Here is a 20778-nt window from a genome sequence, read left to right as displayed (position 1 = left end):
GGCGCCTCGTTTTCTCAAAGACCGCGTCGTCTTCATCGCGGGCAAGCCTTGCTCCCACAGATAAATCCCCTCGCCACAGGGTGTTGTACTGAGCTGATTATTGGTTAACTGTCTGGCTACGGGCGCCAGCCCCCCTTGATCGACAGCGAACCCTACCATGCACACCCTCGCCCAACTACGCGCCGGCCAGCTCTCGGGCATCACCCGGCTGGACCTGGCCTGCGGCTTGACGGAGTTTCCCCGGGAAATCTTCGAGCTGGCCGATTCCCTCGAGATCCTCAACCTCAGCGGCAATCAGTTGGGCACGCTGCCCGACGACCTGCATCGGCTGACTCGCCTGCGCGTGCTGTTCTGTTCCGACAACCGCTTCACTGAACTGCCCGAATGCCTGGGCCGTTGCAGCGCATTGACCATGGTCGGTTTCAAGGCCAACCGCATCACTCGCGTCACGGGCGCCGCGCTGCCACCACGGCTACGCTGGCTGATTCTGACCGACAACGACGTCAGCCACTTGCCGGATGAGCTGGGTCAACGCCCGCACCTGCAAAAACTGATGCTGGCCGGCAACCGTTTGCAGCAGTTACCGGCGAGCCTGGGCCAATGTCATCGCCTGGAACTGCTGCGCATCGCCGCCAACCAACTGACCGAACTGCCGCAATGGTTGCTGGAGCTGCCGAGCCTCAGTTGGCTGGCCTACGCCGGCAACCCACTGGAAACCCAGGCCGGTGCCGCAGCCTTGAACACCACGACGCCCATCGACTGGTCGCAACTGACACTGCAACGACCACTGGGTGAAGGCGCCTCCGGAGTGATTCATCAAGCGCTCTGGCAGGCGCCCGGCCAGGTGGCGCGAAACGTCGCGGTGAAGCTGTACAAAGGCCAGATGACCAGCGACGGCTCACCCCTGCATGAAATGCATGCCTGCATCACGGCCGGTCGACACCCGAACCTGATTGACGTGTTGGGCCAGGTCGCCGGGCACCCCGAGCAACAGGCCGGGCTGGTCATGGCACTGATCGAGCCCCGCTATCGCAACCTCGCCGGGCTGCCGAGCCTGGCGTCATGCACCCGCGACGTGTACGCCGATGAACTGCGCCTGAGCGCCCCGGTGGCCTTGCGCATCGCCCACGGCATCGCCTCGGTGGCGGCGCACCTGCACCGTCAGGGCATCACCCATGGGGATCTGTACGGGCACAATATCCTGTGCAACGACCAGGGCGATTGCCTGTTGGGAGACTTTGGCGCGGCGTCGTTCCACGCCACTGCAGACACCGTGCAAACTCGCGCACTGCAACGCATCGAGGTACGGGCCTTCGGGATTTTGCTGGGGGAATTGCTGGCGCGGATCGAACCGACGCCCAGTGCGCAGGATCTTGCATGGCTGCTAGATTTGGAGGCGCGCTGCTGTCAGCCGGAGGTGCTGGCACGGCCGGGTTTTGACGAGATTGAAAGGTTGCTCAGCGAGTTCAAACACATCGACTAAACCAACATCCCAAACTAACAAACACACTACTTATTGTGACGAGGGGATTCATCTGTGGGAGCAAGGCTTGCCCGCGATGAAGACGACGCGGTCTCTGAAAAAAACGAGATCTGCACATCGCGGGCAAGCCTTGCTCCCACAGAGTGAACCGCACCCAAGGATAAATCCCCTCGCTACAGGGGGGTAATGCTTAACCCGCCAACCCGACAAACATGTCCTGCACGTCATCATGGTTGTCGAGGCCTTCGAGGAAGGCTTCGACTTCAGCCATCTGCTCGTCGGTCAAGCCGCTGACCGGGTTTTTCGGCTGGTAGCCCAGCTTGGCCGACAACACGGTGAAACCCTGCTCCGGCAAAGCCTTCTGCACGGCATCGAGGTCGGCAGGATCGGTGAGGAACAACGTCGCCCCATCTTCGCCCGGCTCGAAATCCTGGGCACCGGCCTCGATGGCGGCCATTTCCGGATCGGCGTCCGGGCTGTCCGGCGCGGCTTCGATCATGCCGACATGGTTGAAGTCCCACGCCACCGAGCCCGAGGCGCCCAGTTGGCCCTTGCGGAACGCGACGCGAATTTCAGCGACGGTACGGTTGATGTTATCGGTCACGCATTCAACGATCAGCGGCACCTGGTGCGGCGCGAACCCTTCGTAGGTGACGCGATGGTATTGCACGGTTTCACCGAGCTGGCCAGAACCTTTCTTGATCGCGCGTTCCAGGGTCTCGCGGGGCATCGAGGCCTTCTTCGCCTGCTCGACCACCAGGCGCAAGTGCGCGTTGGTCGCGGTATCGGCACCGTTGCGCGCGGCAATGGTGATTTCCTTCACCAGTTTGCCGAAGATCTTGCCCTTGGCGTTGGCAGCCGCTTCTTTGTGTTTAACCTTCCACTGTGCGCCCATTACTCACTCTCTTGTCTGACGCGCCGAGACATCTGCCGGCCGGCGCTGTGGCGCAAGTTTATACGGCCTAAACCGGCTGATCGACCAAAAATTCATGCCGCCGGATCGACATTTTCACAGTGTGTTGTAGGGCTTTTCTGAAATAGCGGCTCGCAAGCACCGTTCCCCCCCATGGTTTCGTACCCTCTGGGCCTCTGTTCCTGCCAGTAGGAGGCGCGATGCGCAACGACACGGAAAGTCCCTTCAGCCTGACGCTCACGCAAAACGACTTGCAGCTGCAAGTCTTGCGCTTCAATGGCCGCGAAGCCCTCAACCAGCCGTACCGCTTTGACCTCGAACTGATCGGCCTGGCCCCACCGATAAACCCCGACCTGATATTGGGGCACCCGGCATTCCTGCGCTTGGACGGCGAGTCGGGCATCCATGGGGTTGTCCACAGCGTCAGCCTGAGTGCCTCGGCACCGCAGCGCATCGGCTACCGCTTGACGTTGGTGCCCTACCTGCTGCGATTGGAACAAGGCCCGCGGCGCCGGGTCTTCCATCGGCTCACCGTGGTGCAACTGCTGCAACGCCTGCTGCAAGACAACGCTCTGCCCGCTGACAGTTACCGTTTCGAGCTGCCCCATGGGCAGTATCCGTGTCGCCCATTCTGCATCCAGTACGACGAAAGCGACCTGGCCCTCCTGCAACGGCTGTGTGAGGAAGAAGGCATTCATTACCACTTCGAACACACTCCCCAGGGCCACGTCCTGGTGTTTGCCGAAGACCCGAAGAGTTTTCCCGCGCGCCCCGTCGAGCTGCCCCTGCGCCCGAACGACAACTCGATACCGGCCATCAAGCGCTTGTATTTGCGCCATCACGCGATGGTGCCTGGCGTGCCTGTCGGGTTCCGTGACCGGGCGGTGACCGAAACCGAGGCCCAGGCGGCGAATCACCCCCTCGAGCAGATCGACCATGAGGCCATGCACGGCAACCCGGCCCTGACTCACCGCTACCAGGCCGGACGCCGCCATCTGGAACGGTTGCGCTGTCGGCAACGGGAAATCCATGGCCACAGTGATCAACCGGCCCTGCACAGCGGCGACATCGTGCAGATCTGCGAACACCCGGTTTCCACCTTCAACGATCAATGGCTGATCACCGAGGTCCAGCATCGCGGGCGGCAGTTTTCGATCCTTGAACCGGACCTGCCCAGCACACCGTCGGCCCGTGACTACCGCAACCGCTTCACCGCCATTCCCTGGTCCACCGTGTTCAGGCCGGCCCTCAAGCATCCCAAACCGTGCATTCCCGGGTATCACCTGGCCCACGTGCTCGGCCGCACCGGCCAGCCGGCCCCGTTCGATGAACACGGCCAAGTGAGTGTCAGCCTCTGGGCGCCGGACCAGGAAGGCATCACGCTGCCCGTGTCGCGACTGACGCTGGGCGACAGCCCTCCCCTGATGGCCGGCAGCGAAGTGCTGGTGAGCTTTCTCGATGGCGACCCCGACCGACCGGTGCTGTGCCCAGGGGCTGTCGATACCGGCGCAGGACACGCCGCCGCCCCACCGAAACCGTCCCGTGGCAATCACGATGCCGGGCTGCTGTTGGACTGGCTGCTGAACCCGCCAGACTTCACACCCTGATCCTGCCTTTTGGCTTCTTGCCAGCAACCCTGATCTGGTTCATGCAAACCCAGCGAAACGGGCTTACAGTAAAGACACGCCGCGCTAGACGGCGCTCGACCCTGATTGTTGGAGATACCGCAATGCCCTGGAAAAACTCGGAAAGCCGCTACAGTACCGTCACGGTAACCTTGCATTGGCTGATGCTGGTCCTGCTGGCCGTGGTTTATGCCTGCATTGAGTTGCGGGGAATTTTTCCCAAGGGCAGCGGCGGCCGGACACTGATCAAGGAAGCGCATTTCATGCTCGGCCTGACGGTATTCGTGCTGGTCTGGCTGCGCCTGTTCGCCCGCAGCATGGGCAAGGCACCGGCGATTTTCCCGGCATCGCCTGCCTGGCAAACCGTCCTCGCCCGCCTGATGCACTGGGCGCTGTACCTGTTCATGATCGCCATGCCGCTGCTGGGCTGGCTGATCACCAGTTCCGAAGGGCACCAGGTGATGTTCTACGGTTTCGATCTGCCGTTGCTCATCAATCAAGACAAGGCGTTCGCCAAGCAACTGGAGGGCTGGCACGTGCTGGGCGGCACCATCGGCTATTGGTTGATTGGCCTGCATGCCTTGGCGGGGCTGTATCACCACTATGTGGTACGGGACAACACGCTGCTGCGGATGATGCCCAAACGCGGCTGATCGCCCGTCAATCGAACCCTCGGCGGCCTTGCAAACCGCCGGTGTGGACAAAGACCAGGCGCGTGCCGGGGGCAAAGCCTCCCGCCTCGACCCGCGCCTTGAGCACCATCAAGGCCTTGCCGGTGTACAACGGCTCCAGTTCGATGGCCGTCGTGGTTTCGATGAAGGCCGTGAGCTCGGCATCGACCCGGGCGAACCCGCCACGGCTGCCGTCGAACAACTCATGACGCGGGCTGGAAAGCCCCGCTTCCCCCACGATGCGCTCGACCTGCCGGGCCACGCCATGGTCCGGGGGCACGGCCAGTACGCCGTAGACCGGGCGCTCGCCCGCTTCGGCCAGCACCAGTCCGGCCAGCGATGTTCCAGTACCGCAAGCCAACCACCAGCCGTGATAATCCGCCCAGCCCAGCGCCACCAATTGTTCACGGACACTGGCCACCCACGTCATGCAACCTTGCGCCCCAGGCAATCCCGAACCGCCCTCGGGCACCGGATGCAAATGTGGATAGCGAATCTGCCACGGTTCCCAGAAATCCGCGGCGTGCCGCTCCCGGTATCCGCCATACCCCAACCAGTGCAGGTCCATGCCAAACGCTTTCAGGTCGCGCACCGTCGGTGTGTCCTGGGGATGACCGCGCAACAGCCCGGCCGTGGGAAAGCCGAAGCGCTTGCCGGCCGCCGCCAGCGCATGCAAATGGTTGGAATAGGCACCGCCCAGGCTCATGACCCCCTCGGCACCGACCTCATGGGCGGCGCGCAGATGCGGGACCAGCTTGAACCACTTGTTGCCGCTGATCAGCGGATCGATCCGGTCCAGGCGCAACACCGCCACTTCGACACCGGCACGGGCGAGCCAGTCCAGGTGAAGGGGTTCGAGTCGGGGTTGGGGGTGCCAGTCGAGGGCGGGAAGCAGCATGGCGGCAGATCGGGTGGAAAACGGGCCGGTATCTTAACAGCTGGCGGGGGACTTCAGGTTCACCCCTCCCCACTGTGGGAGCGAGCTTGCTCGCGATAGCGACAGATCAGCCAACATCCATGCAACTGACTCACCGCAATCACGAGCAAGCTCGCTCCCACAAGGGTTTTCCTGGGATTGAGCCTTACAACTGCGCCGCCAACCGCGACCCCTGGTTGATCGCTCGCTTGGCATCCAGCTCCGCCGCCACGTCGGCACCGCCAATGAGGTGAACGGTCTGCCCCGCCGCTTCCAGGCCTTCCTGCAACTCACGCAGCGGATCCTGGCCGGCGCAGATCACGATGTTATCCACGGCCAGCACTTGCGGCTCGCCGGTTTCGCCGATGCGAATGTGCAGCCCGTCATCGTCGATCTTCAGGTATTCGACGCCGTTGAGCATCTGCACCTGCTTGTTCTTCAGGCCCGTGCGATGAATCCAGCCGGTGGTCTTGCCCAAACCGTCACCGACCTTCGAGGTCTTGCGTTGCAGCAGGAACACCTGGCGCGCCGGTGCATGGGGTTCAGCCTTGATCCCGGCCACGCCGCCGCGGGCCTCGAGGTGGGTGTCGATGCCCCACTCCTTCCAGAACGCCTCGCGGTCCTGGCTGGTGGCGACGCCCTGGTGAACCAGGAACTCCGACACGTCGAAGCCAATACCGCCGGCACCGATCACTGCGACGCTGCGGCCCACCGGCTTGCGTTCGAGGATCACGTCCAGGTAGCTCAAGACCTTGGCATGCTCCACCCCGGGAATCGCCGGCACGCGTGGGGCGATGCCGGTGGCGAGGATGATCTCGTCGTAACCGCCCGCCACCAATTGCGCCACATCCACCCGGGTGTCGAGGCACAGCTCGACATGGCTGGTCTGCAATTTGCGCTTGAAGTAGCGCAGGGTTTCGAAGAACTCTTCCTTGCCCGGCACGCGCTTGGCAATGTTGAACTGACCACCGATTTCACTGGCCGAATCGAACAGCGTCACCTGGTGCCCACGCTCGGCCGCCACCGTGGCCGCGGACAACCCGGCGGGACCGGCACCGACCACGGCGATTTTCTTCACCTGGGTCACCGGCAGGTAGTTCAGCTCGGTTTCATGGCAGGCCCGTGGGTTGACCAGGCAAGTGGTGAGCTTGCCGCCAAAGGTGTGGTCCAGGCACGCCTGGTTGCAGCCGATGCAGGTGTTGATTTCATCGCTGCGACCGGCAGCGGCCTTGTTGACGAACTCCGGATCGGCCAGGAACGGCCGCGCCATGGAGACCATGTCGGCATCGCCTTCGGCCAGGATCCGCTCGGCCACCTCCGGGGTGTTGATGCGGTTGGTGGTGATCAGCGGGATGCTCACCGAACCGCGCAGCTTGGCCGTGACCTTGCTGAACGCCGCTCGCGGAACCTTGGTGGCGATGGTGGGAATTCGTGCTTCGTGCCAACCGATACCGGTGTTGATGATTGTCGCGCCGGCCTGCTCGATGGCCTTGGCCAACTGGACGATTTCGTCCCAGGTGCTGCCGCCGTCCACCAGGTCGAGCATCGACAGGCGAAAAATGATGATGAAATTCGGGCCCACCGCTTCGCGCACCCGACGGACGATTTCCACCGGCAGGCGCATGCGGTTTTCATAGCTGCCACCCCAACGGTCGGTACGGTGGTTGGTGTGGGCCGCCAGGAACTGGTTAATGAAATAACCTTCCGAGCCCATGATCTCGACGCCATCGTATTCGGCCTTCTGGGCCAAGACCGAACAGGTGACGAAATCGCTGATCTGCTTCTCGATACCCTCCTCGTCCAGTTCCTTGGGCTTGAACGGGTTGATCGGCGCCTGGATCGCGCTCGGTGCCACTTGCTTGGGGCTGTAGGCATAGCGCCCGGCGTGAAGAATCTGCATGCAGATCTTGCCACCGGCCTCGTGCACGGCCCGGGTCACGATCCGGTGCTTGAGCGCCTCTTCTTCCGTGGTCAGCTTGGCCGCGCCGGAGTAGACCCCGCCCTCGTCGTTCGGCCCGATCCCACCGGTGACCATCAGGCCCACGCCACCCCGGGCGCGCTCGGCAAAATACGCCGCCATGCGTTCGAAGCCGCCGGGTTTCTCTTCCAGGCCGGTGTGCATCGAGCCCATCAGGGTACGGTTGCGCAACGTGGTAAAACCCAGATCCAGCGGGGCCAGCAGATGCGGGTAATGGGAGGCGGTCATCGGTAACTCCACAACGGGCGATCACGGAAAAAAGCGCAGGCTCTGCGGCTTGCGTCTGTCATGACCCACAGCGTAGGAGTCCGGATGCGGGCGCTCAATGACCGTAACTGACAATTTAATGATCCAAATGCGCAGAGCGCCGATCAGCTGTCGGGGGATCGAAGATCACCCCAGCACTTCATCAATGCCGTTCAGGTGATTCCTTGGACGCCTTCTGCATGTTCTTGCCGTGCGTACAAATCAGCGCCCGCCCTTCGCTAATCCCTTGTTTTCCCGTACCCTGCCCCGTAGCTCCTGATGAAAAATCACGAACCTGCACACGGCCGCTGACTGTTCCCCCATGCGCAAATTTCTGTACCTGCTGTTTTCACTGGCCTTGATTGCCGTCCTGGTCACCTACGCACTGTGGACGACCGATCGTCCGGCGGGTCATTACCTGTCAGACCTGCGTATCAACCTGGCGGTCGACCAGGGCACGCCCGCCGACCGCGGCAACCTCCTGGGCATCCAGCCCGAACTGTTCCCCACCGACTACCAGAGCCCCGAGCGCCTGCACCGCAAACTGGCGGCCTACCTGCAAGCGGCTCGCGACCAGGGTTTTCTCAACGCCAAGACCGTGGTGGTCCTGCCCGAGCACATCGGCACCTGGCTGATGGTTGGTGGCGAAAAAGACGAGTTGTACCAGGCCACCACCCTGAAGGAAGCCATGCACTGGCTGGCGATCAGCAATCCGCTGGCGTTTATCCAGGCGCTGGTCAGCGCTCAAGGCGATAACCGCCTGGAGGATGCCTACCTGCGCATGAAGGCCAATAACATGGCCCGCGACTATCAAGCGCTGTTCGGCGGGCTGGCCAAGGAGTTCGGCATTACCCTGGTGGCCGGCTCCATCGTGCTACCCGAGCCCAGCGTCAGCAACGGCGAACTGAAGATTGGCCGCGGCGCGTTGTACAACAGCAGCCTGGTGTTCAGCAGCGATGGCCGGCCGATCGGCCAGCCACAACGCCAACGACATCCGGTATTCGAACAGCGGGATGTGCTGGGCGCCGACCATCCGGTCTCTCCCCTCGTCATAGACACCCCCGCCGGGCGCCTGGGCGTGCTGATCGGCAGCGACAGCTGGTACCCGCTCCACTACCGGCAGCTCAACGAACAGGGCGCGCAACTGATCGCGGTGCCCGCCTTCGTCATTGGTCGCGGCGCCTGGGACAAGCCCTGGAGCGGGTATAAAGGCCTGTCCACACCGAGCGAAGTGAGCCTCAAGCCCGGTGAAGTGAGCGAGGGGCAAGCCTGGCATCGCCTGACACTGACCGGCCAATTGCCCATTAGCCAGGCCCGGGGCGGTGTCAGCGTATTCCTGCGTGGCCAGTTCTGGGACAGCGGCAGCGCCGGCCAGAGTTTCATCAGCCACGACGGCCAGCACTTCCCCGATGGCGAAGCCCGTGGCGCGCGCCTGCTCAACCTGTGGTTGTGACCATGAAACCGCAGCCGATGCGCCTGGGGGACCTGTCAGTAGGCTTCGTCCACAGCCTGGCTGACGCAATTGCCAGCCATGGCCAAGACCCCAAGCCCTTGCTGGAGCAGTACGGCCTCGATGCCGCGCGCCTGGCCGAGCCCGGCGCACGCCTGTCGATCCCACGCTACATGCGCCTGGGCCACGCCGCGATTCAACAGACCCAGGACCCGGCCCTGGGCCTGCGCATGGGCCAGCTCGGGCGCTTGAGCCAGGCCGGGCTGGCGGGCATTACCGCTGCCCAGGCGCCGACCGTGCGCGAGGCGGCCCGCTGCATGATCCGCTTCGAGCCGCTGTATGGCTCCAACTATCGCGGCCAATCGAGTTTTCATGAGGATGCCCGCGGCGCCTGGCTACGGTTCTATTCCATCAGCCCGTATAACGCCTACAACCGCTTCGTGGTGGATTCGATCATCGCCGGCTGGCTGGCCCAACTGTCCAGCGTCAGCGGCATCGCGCTGCGGCCCGAACGCATCGACATCGAATTCGAGGAACCGGCGTACCTGGAGGCTTACCGCACGCTCGGTGACTGCCCGATCCAGTTTGGCGCCGAACAGAATCAACTGCGACTGGGCCTGGACAGCCTCGCCCAGCGCAACCCACAGCATTGCCCCAGCACCTGGCACCATATGGTCCAATTGTGTGAACGGGAATTGGACCAATTGACCCGCACCCGCAGCCTGCGTGAGCGCATCATTCAACTGCTGGGACCGTTGCTCAGCGGGGGCCGGGAACCCGATCTGGAAGAAGTGGCGGCCCGCCTGAAACTGCCGACCTGGACCCTGCGTCGCAAGCTGACCGAGGAAGGCACGCAATTTCGCGCCATCCTCAACGACACCCGCCGCGACCTGGCCATGACCTACATACGCGATACCGAACTGGCGTTCGGCGAAATCGCCTACTTGTTGGGGTTTGCTTCAGCCGAGGCCTTTCAACGAGCCTTCAAGCGCTGGAACGACCAGACGCCTGGGGAATTTCGTCGTAGTCACAGAGGGCGTTGAGCTTCAAGCGCTAGCTTGCTCTCTTACAACTCCGTTGCATCTTCGGAGGGTTCCAGCGGGTCCAGTTCATAGGCCTGGTATTCCAGCAGCTCTTCCTGATAATCGTCCATTACGTGTCCTTCCCCTGTCATTGAATCCAATGCCTGATGGCGCTGGCATCAGCATAAAGCTGCTTTATGAACAAAACATGAAGCAAAGGCTTCATGAATTAAACGTAGCACAGGGTCGGGAAATTACCGCGTGAAGTGTGACAGGGCGTAACGCCCTGCCACGGGATCTCAGGAAGCCGGAAGCGGCTGGATCGGCTCGCTCGGGGCCGGCAATGAACTGGACGGTGGTGGCGGCGGTGTCACGGTTTCCGTCGTCGGCGCAGACTCGAACGACTCAGGCGCAATCGGCGCTGGCTCGCTCGGCGGTGCGACGGGCTCCGACACCGCAGGGGCGGTTTCGACGGGGGCCGGCGCGGCCTCGTTTACCGGCGTGGTTGCAGGTGCCGACGCAGGCGCTGCAACTGGAGCCGGAGCCGGCATCAAGGCGGCCGGTTCAGCCTTGGGTTCCGGGACACCCAGCTCAGTTTTTGGCTTATCGGTATTCTCAGCCTTCTCGGCAGCTTTCTTCGCTTCGGGGGGCAGGAACAGCTCCACCAAGGCAAAGAAACGCTCATAGAACTTGGCAGCCGACACGGTTTCGCTGGCGACCTTGACCATCGAATCGTCCGAAGAGCCGATCGGCATCGACACCGAACCCAGCACGCCCACACCCAGGCTGGCGGAGTTGTTGGTTTTCTTCAGGGCATAACGGTCCTGCAAGGCGTTGGCGAACATGGTCGCACGGTGTCCGGCACCGCCGTCCTCGGCACAGACCAGGTTGAAACTGATCTCCATGTGGGTCTCGCCGGTCTGCTGGAAACTCTTGTGGCCACTGACGAGCTTCGGATCGCTGCTGGTAATGATGTAGCCCTGGCTGAGCAACGCCCGGCGCCCGGCCTCGCAGGTCACCGTGTCGCTCACTGGATAAGTGCGTGAGAACGTGCCGGAATCATCGAAGTTCTCGTGCTCGTAGATGGCGGCTTTCTTCGACGAGCAACCGGCTGCGGCGGCCAGCACCAATGCAAGCCCGACGGTGCGCATGTGAAATGATTTGAACATTGAACATCCTGAGAAAAACGGTCCGGGGCGTATTGTGCAACAGAACGCGACCTGGCAGCGTGGCTAATCTTGTTTCAATGGGGTTACAAGTTTACTGGCGGTTGTTTGCAGGAAAAAGACGCCAAGCCGGCAGATCGACGAACACGCACTTTTGGGCAACAAGCAGATACAAAAAAACCTGGCATTTTGGCCTGATACCGTTCACTTGAGCCTTACCGAAGAAAGGGATATCCCTCACCTGCCCCGGAAAAATCCCAAAAAAAACGGCGCTTCCATTTCTGAAGAAGCGCCGTTTTTTCAAGTGAGCAGCATCACAGCCAGGTTTGGAGAAGCATCAAGCGATTAGAAACGCTTGATATCCGCCTGACTCTCCAACTGCTTGCGATAGGCCGCGAAGTCCTGCTGACCCACACGGGACGCAAGGTAGCGACGATATTCCGCTTTCTCTTCGTCAGTCGGTGCCGCGGCTTCGTTCACGCCGTTCAGACGCACGACCACCAGGCTGCCGTCAGGCAAGGTCACGCTGCTGAACGTCGGCTTGTCCTTGGACTCAGGCTTGGGCATGCGGAACAGTGCTTGCAGCACCGCCGGGTCGATGCCTTCCTGGTTGCGGGTGGCCGCCTCGATGGCTTTCCAGCCCTGGCCGTCAACCGGTTTGTCCAGTGCCGTCTTGCCGTCGCGCAGGCTGGCGATCAGCTCGTCGGCGCGGGTCTTGGCCGCTGCGCTGGCGTGTTCCTTGGCCAGTTGAGCACGAATGGGCCCGGCCACCTTGTCCAGCGACAGTTGCTCTGGCTTGCGGTGCTCCTTGGCACGCAGTACCACGACGGTTTCCGGGTCCAGCTCGATGGCGGTGCTGTTGGCACCTTCATCCAGCACTTCCGGGCTGAACGCCGCAGTGACCACGGCGCGATTGGCCGCAATCCCTTCACCGCCTTCACGACCGAACGGGGCCGATGTGTGGACGGTCAGCTTCAAGTCCTGAGCCGGCTGCGCCAGGTCGGACGCTTCGAACGAGGCATCCTCCAGTTGCTTGGTCGCCTCCACGAAACGCTGCTCCACCTGCTGAGTCTTCAGCTCGCGGGTCAGTTTGTCCTTGAGACTGGCGAAGGTCGGCACTTCGGGCGCTTCGACACCCAGCAGCTTGATCAGGTGCAGACCGAAATCGGTGCGGACCGGTGCCGAGACCTGGTCCTTGCTCAAGGCGTACAAGGCCTTTTCGAATTCCGGATCGTAGACGCCTGGGCCGGCATAGCCGAGATCGCCGCCGTTGCTCGCCGACCCCGGATCCTGGGAAAACTCCTTCGCCAGGGCTTCAAACGATTCGCCTTTGGCCAGGCGAGCCTGGATCTCTTCGATCTTCGCCTTGGCCTGGGCTTCGGTCACCTTGTCGTTCACTTCGATCAGGATGTGCGCAGCGCGACGCTGTTCGGACAGGTTGGCGATTTCTTTCTGATAGGCCGCTTGCAGGTCTTCGTCCTTGACGCTGACCTGATCGAAGAAAGAGGCTTTCTTCAGCTCGAGGTAATCGATGACCACCTGGTCAGGCGTCATGAATTCCTTGGCGTGTTGGTCGTAGTAAGCCTTGACCTCATCATCGGTCAGCTTCACCGACGCCGGATCGGCCTTGATGTTCAAGGTGGCGAAATCACGGGTCTGCTTTTCCAGGCGGGCGAAGGCCAACACTTGGGCATCAGTGACAAAACCGCTGCCCGCCAGGCCGGCGCGCAACTGACCGATCAGCATTTCCTGGGCCAGCATCTGGCGGAACTGCATACGGCTGTAACCCAACTGGCGGATCACCTGATCGAAACGCTCGGGGCTGAATTTGCCATCGACCTGGAACTCAGGCGTTTGCAGGATGACTTGATCGAGCGCAGCTTCCGAGAAAGCGAATTTCGCATCGTGAGCGCCTTGCAGCAACAACTTACGGTCGATCAGGCCCTTGAGCGCCGAATCGCGCAGCATTTTTTCGTCCAGCAGGGAGGCATCGAAATCCTTGCCCAGCTGTTGCATGAGCTGGCGACGTTGCATGTCGACCGCCTGGCTCAGCTCGTTCTGGCTGATAGTTTCGCCGTTGACCTTGGCCGCGTCGTTACTATTGGTGGTGGCTTTGAAAATGGCATCGAAACCGGTCAACGCCATCAATGCGACGATGACCCCGATGATGGTCTTGGCAATCCAGCCTTGTGAATTGTCCCTGATATTCTGCAGCATGCGTCCCCCAGAAACGGTTGAACTTCAAATTTAGGCAACCGTGGAGCGTGGGTAGAATCCGGATAGAAGAAAGGCGCATCCGAGGATGCGCCTTCTCGTAACTGGCGGAGCGGACCGGGTTCGAACCTGCAAACCCTGGCGTCACAAACCGGTAGCAACCGGTCGCATTACCGCTCCGCTGCCAAGCCAGGCATGACCCCGACCCGGATAAACTCAACGAAACCTTAGTTAACGGCTTCTTTCAGTGCCTTACCAGCTTTGAAACCTGGCTTCTTGGCAGCAGGAATCTCCAGCGTCTTGCCGGTCTGCGGGTTGCGACCGGTACGAGCTGGGCGATCAGTCACGGAGAAGGTGCCGAAACCAACCAGAACAACGGAGTCGCCAGCCTTGAGAGCGCCAGTGACGGATTCGATTACAGCGTCCAGCGCACGGCCAGCAGCAGCTTTCGGGATATCAGCGGATGCAGCGATAGCATCAATCAGTTCCGACTTGTTCACTCTAAGTCCCCTTATATCTATTTGAGATGATTCTAAGTTTTTTTTGGTGAAAGCAAAAACGAGTGCTAAATGGCCTGCAGACACTTAAGAGCCGCTTTATAACAAGGGCTCTAAAAAACTGTCAAGGAAGGCCCCCCAGGCAAATGCGTGTTAATGCGTGCTAATTCTTTCCTTAGAGTCAGACTCCCGCTTTTCTTCCTTCGCGACAATCTCTGGAGCCACATCCGGCAAGGGCTCCGGCGCGTATTGCAGCGCAATTTGCAGGACCTCGTCAATCCATTTAACCGGTTTGATCTGAAGATCTTGCTTAATGTTGTCAGGAATTTCCTTCAGATCGCGGACATTCTCTTCGGGAATGATCACGATCTTGATCCCGCCACGGTGTGCCGCCAGCAGTTTTTCCTTCAGGCCGCCAATCGCCAGGACCTGGCCGCGCAGCGTGATTTCACCCGTCATGGCGACGTCGGCGCGCACCGGGATGCCGGTCAATGCCGAGACCAGGGCCGTGCACATGCCTACGCCGGCGCTTGGGCCGTCCTTGGGCGTAGCCCCTTCAGGCATGTGGATGTGCGTGTCGCGCTTCTCATGGAAGTCCAGGGGAATGCCCAGGCTCCGGGCACGACTGCGCACCACCGTCAGCGCCGCGGTGATCGACTCGACCATCACGTCGCCCAGGGAACCGGTCTTGATCAGCTGCCCCTTGCCCGGTACCACGGCCGCTTCGATGGTCAGCAACTCGCCACCGACCTGAGTCCACGCCAGGCCAGTCACCTGGCCGATCTGGTCCTGCTGCTCTGCCAGGCCGTAGCGGAACTTGCGCACACCCAGGAAATGCTCCAGCAGGTCCGCAGTGACCTTGACCGCGAAACGTTTTTCCAGCGCATGTTCCTTGACCGCCTTGCGGCAGACCTTGGCAATCTGCCGTTCCAGGCCGCGCACGCCGGCTTCGCGGGTGTAGTAGCGGATGATGTCGCGAATCGCTTCCTCGTCGAATTCCAGCTCGCCTTTTTTCAGGCCATTGGCCTGGATCTGCTTGGGCGAAAGGTACTTCACGGCGATGTTGATCTTCTCGTCCTCGGTGTAGCCCGGTAGACGGATCACCTCCATCCGGTCCAGCAATGCCGGCGGAATGTTCATGGAGTTGGAGGTGCAGAGGAACATCACGTCCGACAGGTCGTAGTCGACCTCGAGGTAGTGATCGTTGAAGTTGTGATTCTGCTCAGGATCGAGCACTTCGAGCAACGCGGAGGCGGGATCGCCGCGCATGTCGCTGCCCATCTTGTCGATTTCGTCCAAAAGGAACAGCGGATTGCGCACGCCGACCTTTGTCATTTTTTGAATCAATCTTCCTGGCATCGAACCGATGTAGGTCCGGCGATGACCACGAATTTCCGCCTCGTCACGCACGCCACCCAGGGCCATGCGTACGAATTTGCGGTTGGTCGCGTGGGCAATCGACTCCGCGAGGGAGGTTTTACCGACCCCGGGAGGGCCGACCAGGCACAGGACCGGGCCGCGAATCTTTTTCACGCGCTTCTGTACGGCGAGATACTCAAGGATGCGCTCCTTGACCTCTTCCAGACCGTAATGGTCGGCGTCGAGGATGTCTTCAGCGCGCGCCAGGTCCAGACGCACCTTGCTCTGGGCTTTCCACGGCACTTGGACCAGCCAGTCGATGTAGGAGCGCACCACGGTGGCTTCGGCAGACATCGGCGACATTTGCTTGAGCTTGTTCAACTCAGCCTGAGCCTTGGCCAAGGCATCCTTGGGCAAGCCGGCGGCATCGATGCGCTTTTTCAGCTCTTCGATTTCGTTGTGACCTTCGTCGCCATCGCCCAGCTCTTTCTGAATGGCCTTCATCTGCTCGTTCAGGTAGTACTCGCGCTGGCTGCGCTCCATCTGCTTCTTGACGCGACCGCGAATGCGTTTCTCGACCTGCAACAGATCGATCTCGCCGTCGAGCAATGCCAGCACGTGCTCGACACGGGCCGACAGGTCGATGATCTCGAGAATTTCCTGCTTCTGCTCGATCTTGAGGGCCATGTGGGCCGCCATCGTATCGACCAGCCGCCCCGACTCGTCGATGCTGTTGAGCGACGACAGGACCTCTGCAGGCACCTTCTTGCCCAGTTGCACGTATTGTTCGAACTGTGACAACAGGCTGCGGACAAACACCTCTGATTCACGCTCGGGCGCATCGACTTCTTCGATCAGCGACACCTCGGCACGGCAATGACCGTCCACTTCGCTGAAACGCTCGACAGTCCCGCGCTGCTCGCCTTCGACCAGGACCTTGACGGTACCGTCGGGCAACTTGAGCAATTGCAGAACCGTTGCAATCGTACCTACGCGATACAGTGCGTCTTCGCCGGGATCATCGTCGGCTGGATTCCTCTGAGCCAGCAGAAGAATCTGCTTGTCACCCGTCATCGCAGCCTCGAGGGCTTCGATGGACTTCTCGCGCCCCACGAACAGCGGGATAACCATGTGCGGATACACCACGACATCGCGCAATGGCAGGAGAGGCAATTCGATGGTTGTCTTCATGATTTCGCCTCTACGGCGGCCCTAGGGCCGGAAACAGATGGAAGTAAGCTTGAAACCAAGATGGGGGCAGCCTTGAAAAAAAACAAGCGTTAAGACACGTCTAAAACGCGCTAAAAGCAAAGGGGCCCGAAGGCCCCTTCTTTGTTCCGGCAGCGGAACGCTTACGCGTCCGGTGCGGCCTTGGCAGTCTTCTCATTGTTTTCGTAGATATACAATGGTTTGGACTTGCCTTCTATAACGCTTTCGTCGATCACGACTTTACTCACCTCGGACTGCGAGGGAATCTCATACATCGTGTCGAGCAATACGCCTTCGAGAATCGAGCGCAACCCACGGGCACCGGTCTTACGCTCCAGGGCACGTTTGGCGACCGATTTCAGCGCGTCGGAACGGAATTCCAGGTCTACACCTTCCATTTCGAACAGCTTGGCATACTGCTTGGTCAGGGCGTTTTTCGGCTCGGTCAGAATCTGCATCAACGCCGCTTCATCCAACTCATCCAACGTCGCCAGGACTGGCAGACGACCGACGAATTCCGGGATCAGACCGAACTTGACCAAATCGTCAGGTTCGACTTCACGCAGGGACTCACCGACCTTCTTGCCCTCTTCCTTGCTGCGTACTTCGGCGTTGAAACCGATGCCACCACGGGTGGAACGGTTTTGAATAACCTTTTCCAGGCCGGAGAACGCACCACCGCAGATGAACAGGATGTTACGGGTGTCGACCTGCAGGAATTCCTGCTGCGGATGCTTGCGACCACCTTGGGGTGGAACGGAAGCGACCGTGCCTTCGATCAACTTGAGCAAGGCCTGCTGCACGCCTTCACCGGAAACATCCCGGGTGATGGACGGGTTGTCGGACTTGCGGGAAATCTTGTCGATTTCATCGATGTAGACAATACCCATCTGGGCTTTTTCCACATCGTAGTCGCACTTCTGCAACAACTTCTGAATGATGTTCTCGACGTCTTCACCCACATAACCCGCCTCGGTGAGGGTGGTTGCGTCGGCGATGGTGAACGGAACGTTCAGCAAACGAGCCAGGGTTTCGGCAAGCAGGGTCTTACCCGAGCCTGTCGGGCCGATCAGCAGGATGTTGCTCTTGCCGAGTTCGACCTCGTCATTCTTTTTGTCACGCTGGTTCAGGCGCTTGTAGTGGTTGTATACCGCTACGGCCAGTACCTTTTTCGCACGTTCCTGACCAATCACATACTGATCAAGGATGCCGCTGATTTCTTTAGGCGAAGGCAATTTATGCGCGCTGCTCTCGGCCTGGGCTTCCTGCACCTCCTCGCGGATGATGTCATTGCACAGGTCGACGCACTCGTCGCAAATGAAGACCGAGGGGCCGGCAATCAATTTGCGCACTTCATGCTGGCTTTTGCCACAGAAGGAGCAATAAAGCAGTTTGCCGTTGTCCTCGCCGTTGCGGGTGTCAGTCATTCGATCGATCCAAATCCGATAGGCTTGCAACACAAGATGAAGGCAATTGCGGGCTTTTTCAAGCCCGCAGGCGGCCGGTCATCCCAACCACCTGCATTTTGAGCGGCTTAGGCAGGCATTTGACGCTTGTTGATCACAGAGTCGATCAGGCCGTATTCGGCTGCACGCTCGGCGCTCATGAAGTTGTCACGCTCGGTGTCGCGCTCAATGGTTTCGAGGCTCTGGCCGGTGTGATGGGCCAGCAACGAGTTCAGGCGCGAACGAATGTGGAGGATTTCCTTGGCATGGATGTCGATATCCGACGCCTGGCCCTGGAAGCCACCCAATGGCTGGTGAATCATCATCCGCGAGTTAGGCAGGCAGTGACGCTTGCCCGCTGCGCCACCGGCGAGCAGGAAGGCACCCATGCTGCAGGCCTGACCGATGCAGATGGTGGAGACGTCAGGCTTGATGAACTGCATGGTGTCGTAGATCGACATGCCCGCAGTCACCGAACCGCCAGGTGAGTTGATGTACAGATGGATATCCTTGTCCGGGTTTTCCGCTTCAAGGAACAACAGCTGCGCCGCGACCAGGTTGGCCATGTAGTCTTCAACGGGGCCGATCAGGAAGATGACGCGTTCCTTGAGCAGACGCGAGTAGATGTCATAGGCACGTTCGCCGCGGGCGGACTGCTCGATAACCATCGGGACCAGGCCGCCTGCGGCCTGGATGTCAGAGCTCTGCTGATAAAAAGAATTGCGGGACATGTCTCGCAGTCACTCCCAAATAGTTATGTCTTGAATACGCATAAGCCAGCACGAAGGCTGGCTTATGGGTGTTTATTTCTTACCGCAGAACCATCAATCGGCTTGTGGAGCTTCCACCGGCTTGACCGCTTCTTCGTAAGAGACCGCTTTATCGGTCACGCTAGCTTTCTGCAGAACAGTATCCACAACTTGTTCTTCCAGCACAACCGAACGGACTTCGTTCAGCTGCTGGTCGTTCTTGTAGTACCAGGACACGACTTGCTCAGGCTCTTGATAGGCCGAGGCCATTTCCTGGATCAGCTCACGAACGCGGGCTTCGTCAGGCTTGAGCTCGAACTGCTTGACCACTTCGGCAACGATCAGGCCCAGCACGACGCGGCGCTTGGCTTGCTCTTCGAACAGTTCTGCTGGCAGTTGGTCCGGCTTGATGTTGCCGCCGAACTGTTGAACAGCCTGCACCCGCAGACGGTTCACTTCGTTGTCCAGCAGGGCCTTTGGCACTTCGATCGGGTTGGAGGCCAGCAGACCGTCCATGACCTGGTTCTTGACCTTGGACTTGATGGCCTGGCGCAGCTCGCGCTCCATGTTCTTGCGAACTTCGGCGCGGAAACCTTCCAGACCGGTTTCCTTGATGCCGAACTGGGCGAAGAATTCTTCGTTCAGCTCAGGCAGCTTCGGCTCGGAAACGCTGTTGACGGTCACGGTGAACTCGGCGGCTTTGCCAGCCAGGTCCAGGTTCTGGTAATCCTCGGGGAAGGTCACGTTCAGAACGCGCTCTTCACCGGCCTTGGCGCCAACCAGGCCGTCTTCGAAACCAGGAATCATGCGACCGGAGCCCAGCACCAGCTGGGTGGCCTTGGCGGAACCACCAGCGAACGCTTCACCGTCGACCTTGCCGACGAAATCGATGTTCAGTTGGTCTTCGTTCTGGGCCGCACGCTCGGTCACTTCGAAACGGGTGTTCTGCTTGCGCAGGATGTCCAGCATCTTGTCCAGGTCGGCATCCGACACGTCAGCGCTCAGGCGCTCGACAGCGATGGATTCGAAACCGGCAACCGTGAACTCCGGGAACACTTCGAACGTGGCGACGAACTCCAGGTCCTTGCCTTTTTCCAGCACTTTAGGCTCGACGGACGGCGCGCCGGCGGGGTTCAACTTCTGCTCGACGACCGCTTCGTAGAACGAAGACTGGATCACGTCGCCCACGGCTTCCTGACGCGCATCAGCTTCGTAACGCTGACGGATCACGCTCATTGGCACTTTGCCTGGGCGGAAACCTGGGATTTTGGCCTTTTGGGCAGTCTGCTGCAGACGCTTGTTGACCTGAGTCTCGATGCGCTCAGCCGGCACGGTGATGCTCATGCGGCGCTCAAGAGCAGAAGTATTTTCAACAGAAACTTGCATGGATATTCCTCGTTGCACAGACGTTGGCCGGGCGTTTCCGACCCCAGAATCAAGGGCATGCATTCTAGTAGGTCAAACTCAAGAAGTCACCCTACTGAAAACGCGCTGGAAACAGGCGCCGGATTTAGGCTGGGGCAAACGGTCATGCCCCAGCCGGATTGCAAATACAGTCGATTCAGTCCAAGGCTCTGCGCCAGCGCTTCTATATATAGAGGCGGCTTGTCCGGTCGCACAGCGCCCTGCCCCCACAAGGAGACCAACGGGCATACCGCGCATCATCACGAAACACATTCGCGACAAATCGACCATTGCGCACAACCGCAAAAACAGCACCGACGCCAAACACAGAACCACCTGTCTAGTCCTGAAATAGGTTTACACCTGTTTCACCCTAACGCCCGATGCACCGCATCGGGCGTTTTGTATTTCAAAGACAGGTGAGGTCGCTC

General features: G+C 60.4%; 15 protein-coding genes. 5 read left to right on the top strand and 10 right to left on the bottom strand.

Annotated features, from left to right (window positions below; translation table 11 throughout):
• Positions 1-157: 157 nt before the first annotated feature.
• A complete protein-coding gene (locus BM321_RS09415) occupies positions 158-1483 on the top strand; it encodes a leucine-rich repeat-containing protein kinase family protein (RefSeq protein WP_092442300.1) in 1326 nt (441 codons plus the stop codon).
• 190 nt (positions 1484-1673) lie between these two features.
• On the opposite strand, the gene BM321_RS09410 is transcribed toward BM321_RS09415, so the two are convergent.
• Positions 1674-2378, bottom strand: a complete 705-nt coding sequence (locus tag BM321_RS09410) for a YebC/PmpR family DNA-binding transcriptional regulator (protein WP_003183149.1) — start codon at positions 2376-2378, stop codon at positions 1674-1676.
• Positions 2379-2596: 218 nt separating this feature from the next.
• Here BM321_RS09410 and BM321_RS09405 point away from each other — a divergent pair, with 218 nt between their 5' ends.
• Together BM321_RS09405 and BM321_RS09400 are read left to right on the top strand one after the other, a co-directional pair.
• On the top strand, positions 2597-4003 hold the full coding sequence (locus BM321_RS09405) for a type VI secretion system Vgr family protein (protein WP_092442299.1): 1407 nt from the start codon (positions 2597-2599) through the stop codon (positions 4001-4003).
• Positions 4004-4125: 122 nt separating this feature from the next.
• A complete protein-coding gene (locus tag BM321_RS09400) occupies positions 4126-4674 on the top strand; it encodes a cytochrome b (RefSeq protein ID WP_092326840.1) in 549 nt (182 codons plus the stop codon).
• A 7-nt stretch (positions 4675-4681) separates the two neighbouring features.
• Here the strand turns inward: BM321_RS09400 and BM321_RS09395 are convergent, their stop codons facing one another.
• A complete protein-coding gene (locus tag BM321_RS09395) occupies positions 4682-5590 on the bottom strand; it encodes a 1-aminocyclopropane-1-carboxylate deaminase/D-cysteine desulfhydrase (RefSeq protein ID WP_092442298.1) in 909 nt (302 codons plus the stop codon).
• A gap of 184 nt (positions 5591-5774) precedes the next feature.
• Positions 5775-7814, bottom strand: coding sequence for an oxidoreductase (locus BM321_RS09390; protein ID WP_092442297.1), 2040 nt, complete (start codon positions 7812-7814; stop codon positions 5775-5777).
• Between the two features lie 340 nt (positions 7815-8154).
• On the opposite strand from BM321_RS09390, the gene BM321_RS09385 reads away from it, so the two are divergent.
• Both BM321_RS09385 and BM321_RS09380 read left to right on the top strand, forming a co-directional pair.
• The gene (locus BM321_RS09385; protein WP_092442296.1) at positions 8155-9285 is read left to right on the top strand and encodes a nitrilase-related carbon-nitrogen hydrolase; all 1131 of its coding nucleotides are present in this window, start codon (positions 8155-8157) and stop codon (positions 9283-9285) included.
• 2 nt (positions 9286-9287) lie between these two features.
• Positions 9288-10325: an AraC family transcriptional regulator gene (locus tag BM321_RS09380; protein ID WP_092442295.1), complete on the top strand. Its 1038-nt coding sequence runs from the start codon at positions 9288-9290 to the stop codon at positions 10323-10325.
• Positions 10326-10603: 278 nt separating this feature from the next.
• On the opposite strand, the gene BM321_RS09375 is transcribed toward BM321_RS09380, so the two are convergent.
• The 7 genes from BM321_RS09375 to tig all read right to left on the bottom strand — a co-directional run bounded on the left by BM321_RS09375 (position 10604) and on the right by tig (position 20329).
• A complete protein-coding gene (locus tag BM321_RS09375) occupies positions 10604-11473 on the bottom strand; it encodes a DUF2242 domain-containing protein (RefSeq protein WP_092442294.1) in 870 nt (289 codons plus the stop codon).
• Positions 11474-11815: 342 nt separating this feature from the next.
• Positions 11816-13687, bottom strand: a complete 1872-nt coding sequence (locus BM321_RS09370) for a SurA N-terminal domain-containing protein (RefSeq protein WP_092442293.1) — start codon at positions 13685-13687, stop codon at positions 11816-11818.
• 224 nt (positions 13688-13911) lie between these two features.
• Positions 13912-14184, bottom strand: a complete 273-nt coding sequence (locus BM321_RS09360) for an HU family DNA-binding protein (RefSeq protein WP_003183171.1) — start codon at positions 14182-14184, stop codon at positions 13912-13914.
• A 150-nt stretch (positions 14185-14334) separates the two neighbouring features.
• The gene (gene lon / locus BM321_RS09355; RefSeq protein ID WP_092442292.1) at positions 14335-16731 is read right to left on the bottom strand and encodes an endopeptidase La; all 2397 of its coding nucleotides are present in this window, start codon (positions 16729-16731) and stop codon (positions 14335-14337) included.
• A gap of 161 nt (positions 16732-16892) precedes the next feature.
• Positions 16893-18176, bottom strand: coding sequence for an ATP-dependent Clp protease ATP-binding subunit ClpX (gene clpX / locus BM321_RS09350; RefSeq protein ID WP_092256669.1), 1284 nt, complete (start codon positions 18174-18176; stop codon positions 16893-16895).
• A 107-nt stretch (positions 18177-18283) separates the two neighbouring features.
• Entirely contained in the window at positions 18284-18925 is a 642-nt protein-coding gene (gene clpP, locus BM321_RS09345; protein WP_003183177.1) for an ATP-dependent Clp endopeptidase proteolytic subunit ClpP, read from the bottom strand.
• Positions 18926-19018: 93 nt separating this feature from the next.
• Entirely contained in the window at positions 19019-20329 is a 1311-nt protein-coding gene (gene tig, locus BM321_RS09340; protein WP_092326852.1) for a trigger factor, read from the bottom strand.
• Positions 20330-20778 lie beyond the last annotated feature (449 nt).

The organism is Pseudomonas sp. NFIX10, from assembly GCF_900111955.1.
Taxonomy (GTDB): domain Bacteria; phylum Pseudomonadota; class Gammaproteobacteria; order Pseudomonadales; family Pseudomonadaceae; genus Aquipseudomonas; species Aquipseudomonas fluorescens_AA.
Note: the sequence above shows the minus strand (reverse complement) of the source record. Positions and strands in the feature narration are given on the sequence as shown.

Coding starts and splice junctions, on each gene's coding strand:
- lon (WP_092442292.1), bottom strand. CDS start 16,731: ATGAAGACAACCATCGAATTGCCTCTCCTGCCATTGCGCGATGTCGTG.
- BM321_RS09395 (WP_092442298.1), bottom strand. CDS start 5,590: ATGCTGCTTCCCGCCCTCGACTGGCACCCCCAACCCCGACTCGAACCC.
- BM321_RS09400 (WP_092326840.1), top strand. CDS start 4,126: ATGCCCTGGAAAAACTCGGAAAGCCGCTACAGTACCGTCACGGTAACC.
- BM321_RS09410 (WP_003183149.1), bottom strand. CDS start 2,378: ATGGGCGCACAGTGGAAGGTTAAACACAAAGAAGCGGCTGCCAACGCC.
- BM321_RS09385 (WP_092442296.1), top strand. CDS start 8,155: ATGCGCAAATTTCTGTACCTGCTGTTTTCACTGGCCTTGATTGCCGTC.
- BM321_RS09375 (WP_092442294.1), bottom strand. CDS start 11,473: ATGTTCAAATCATTTCACATGCGCACCGTCGGGCTTGCATTGGTGCTG.
- BM321_RS09380 (WP_092442295.1), top strand. CDS start 9,288: ATGAAACCGCAGCCGATGCGCCTGGGGGACCTGTCAGTAGGCTTCGTC.
- BM321_RS09415 (WP_092442300.1), top strand. CDS start 158: ATGCACACCCTCGCCCAACTACGCGCCGGCCAGCTCTCGGGCATCACC.
- tig (WP_092326852.1), bottom strand. CDS start 20,329: ATGCAAGTTTCTGTTGAAAATACTTCTGCTCTTGAGCGCCGCATGAGC.
- BM321_RS09370 (WP_092442293.1), bottom strand. CDS start 13,687: ATGCTGCAGAATATCAGGGACAATTCACAAGGCTGGATTGCCAAGACC.
- clpP (WP_003183177.1), bottom strand. CDS start 18,925: ATGTCCCGCAATTCTTTTTATCAGCAGAGCTCTGACATCCAGGCCGCA.
- BM321_RS09405 (WP_092442299.1), top strand. CDS start 2,597: ATGCGCAACGACACGGAAAGTCCCTTCAGCCTGACGCTCACGCAAAAC.
- clpX (WP_092256669.1), bottom strand. CDS start 18,176: ATGACTGACACCCGCAACGGCGAGGACAACGGCAAACTGCTTTATTGC.
- BM321_RS09390 (WP_092442297.1), bottom strand. CDS start 7,814: ATGACCGCCTCCCATTACCCGCATCTGCTGGCCCCGCTGGATCTGGGT.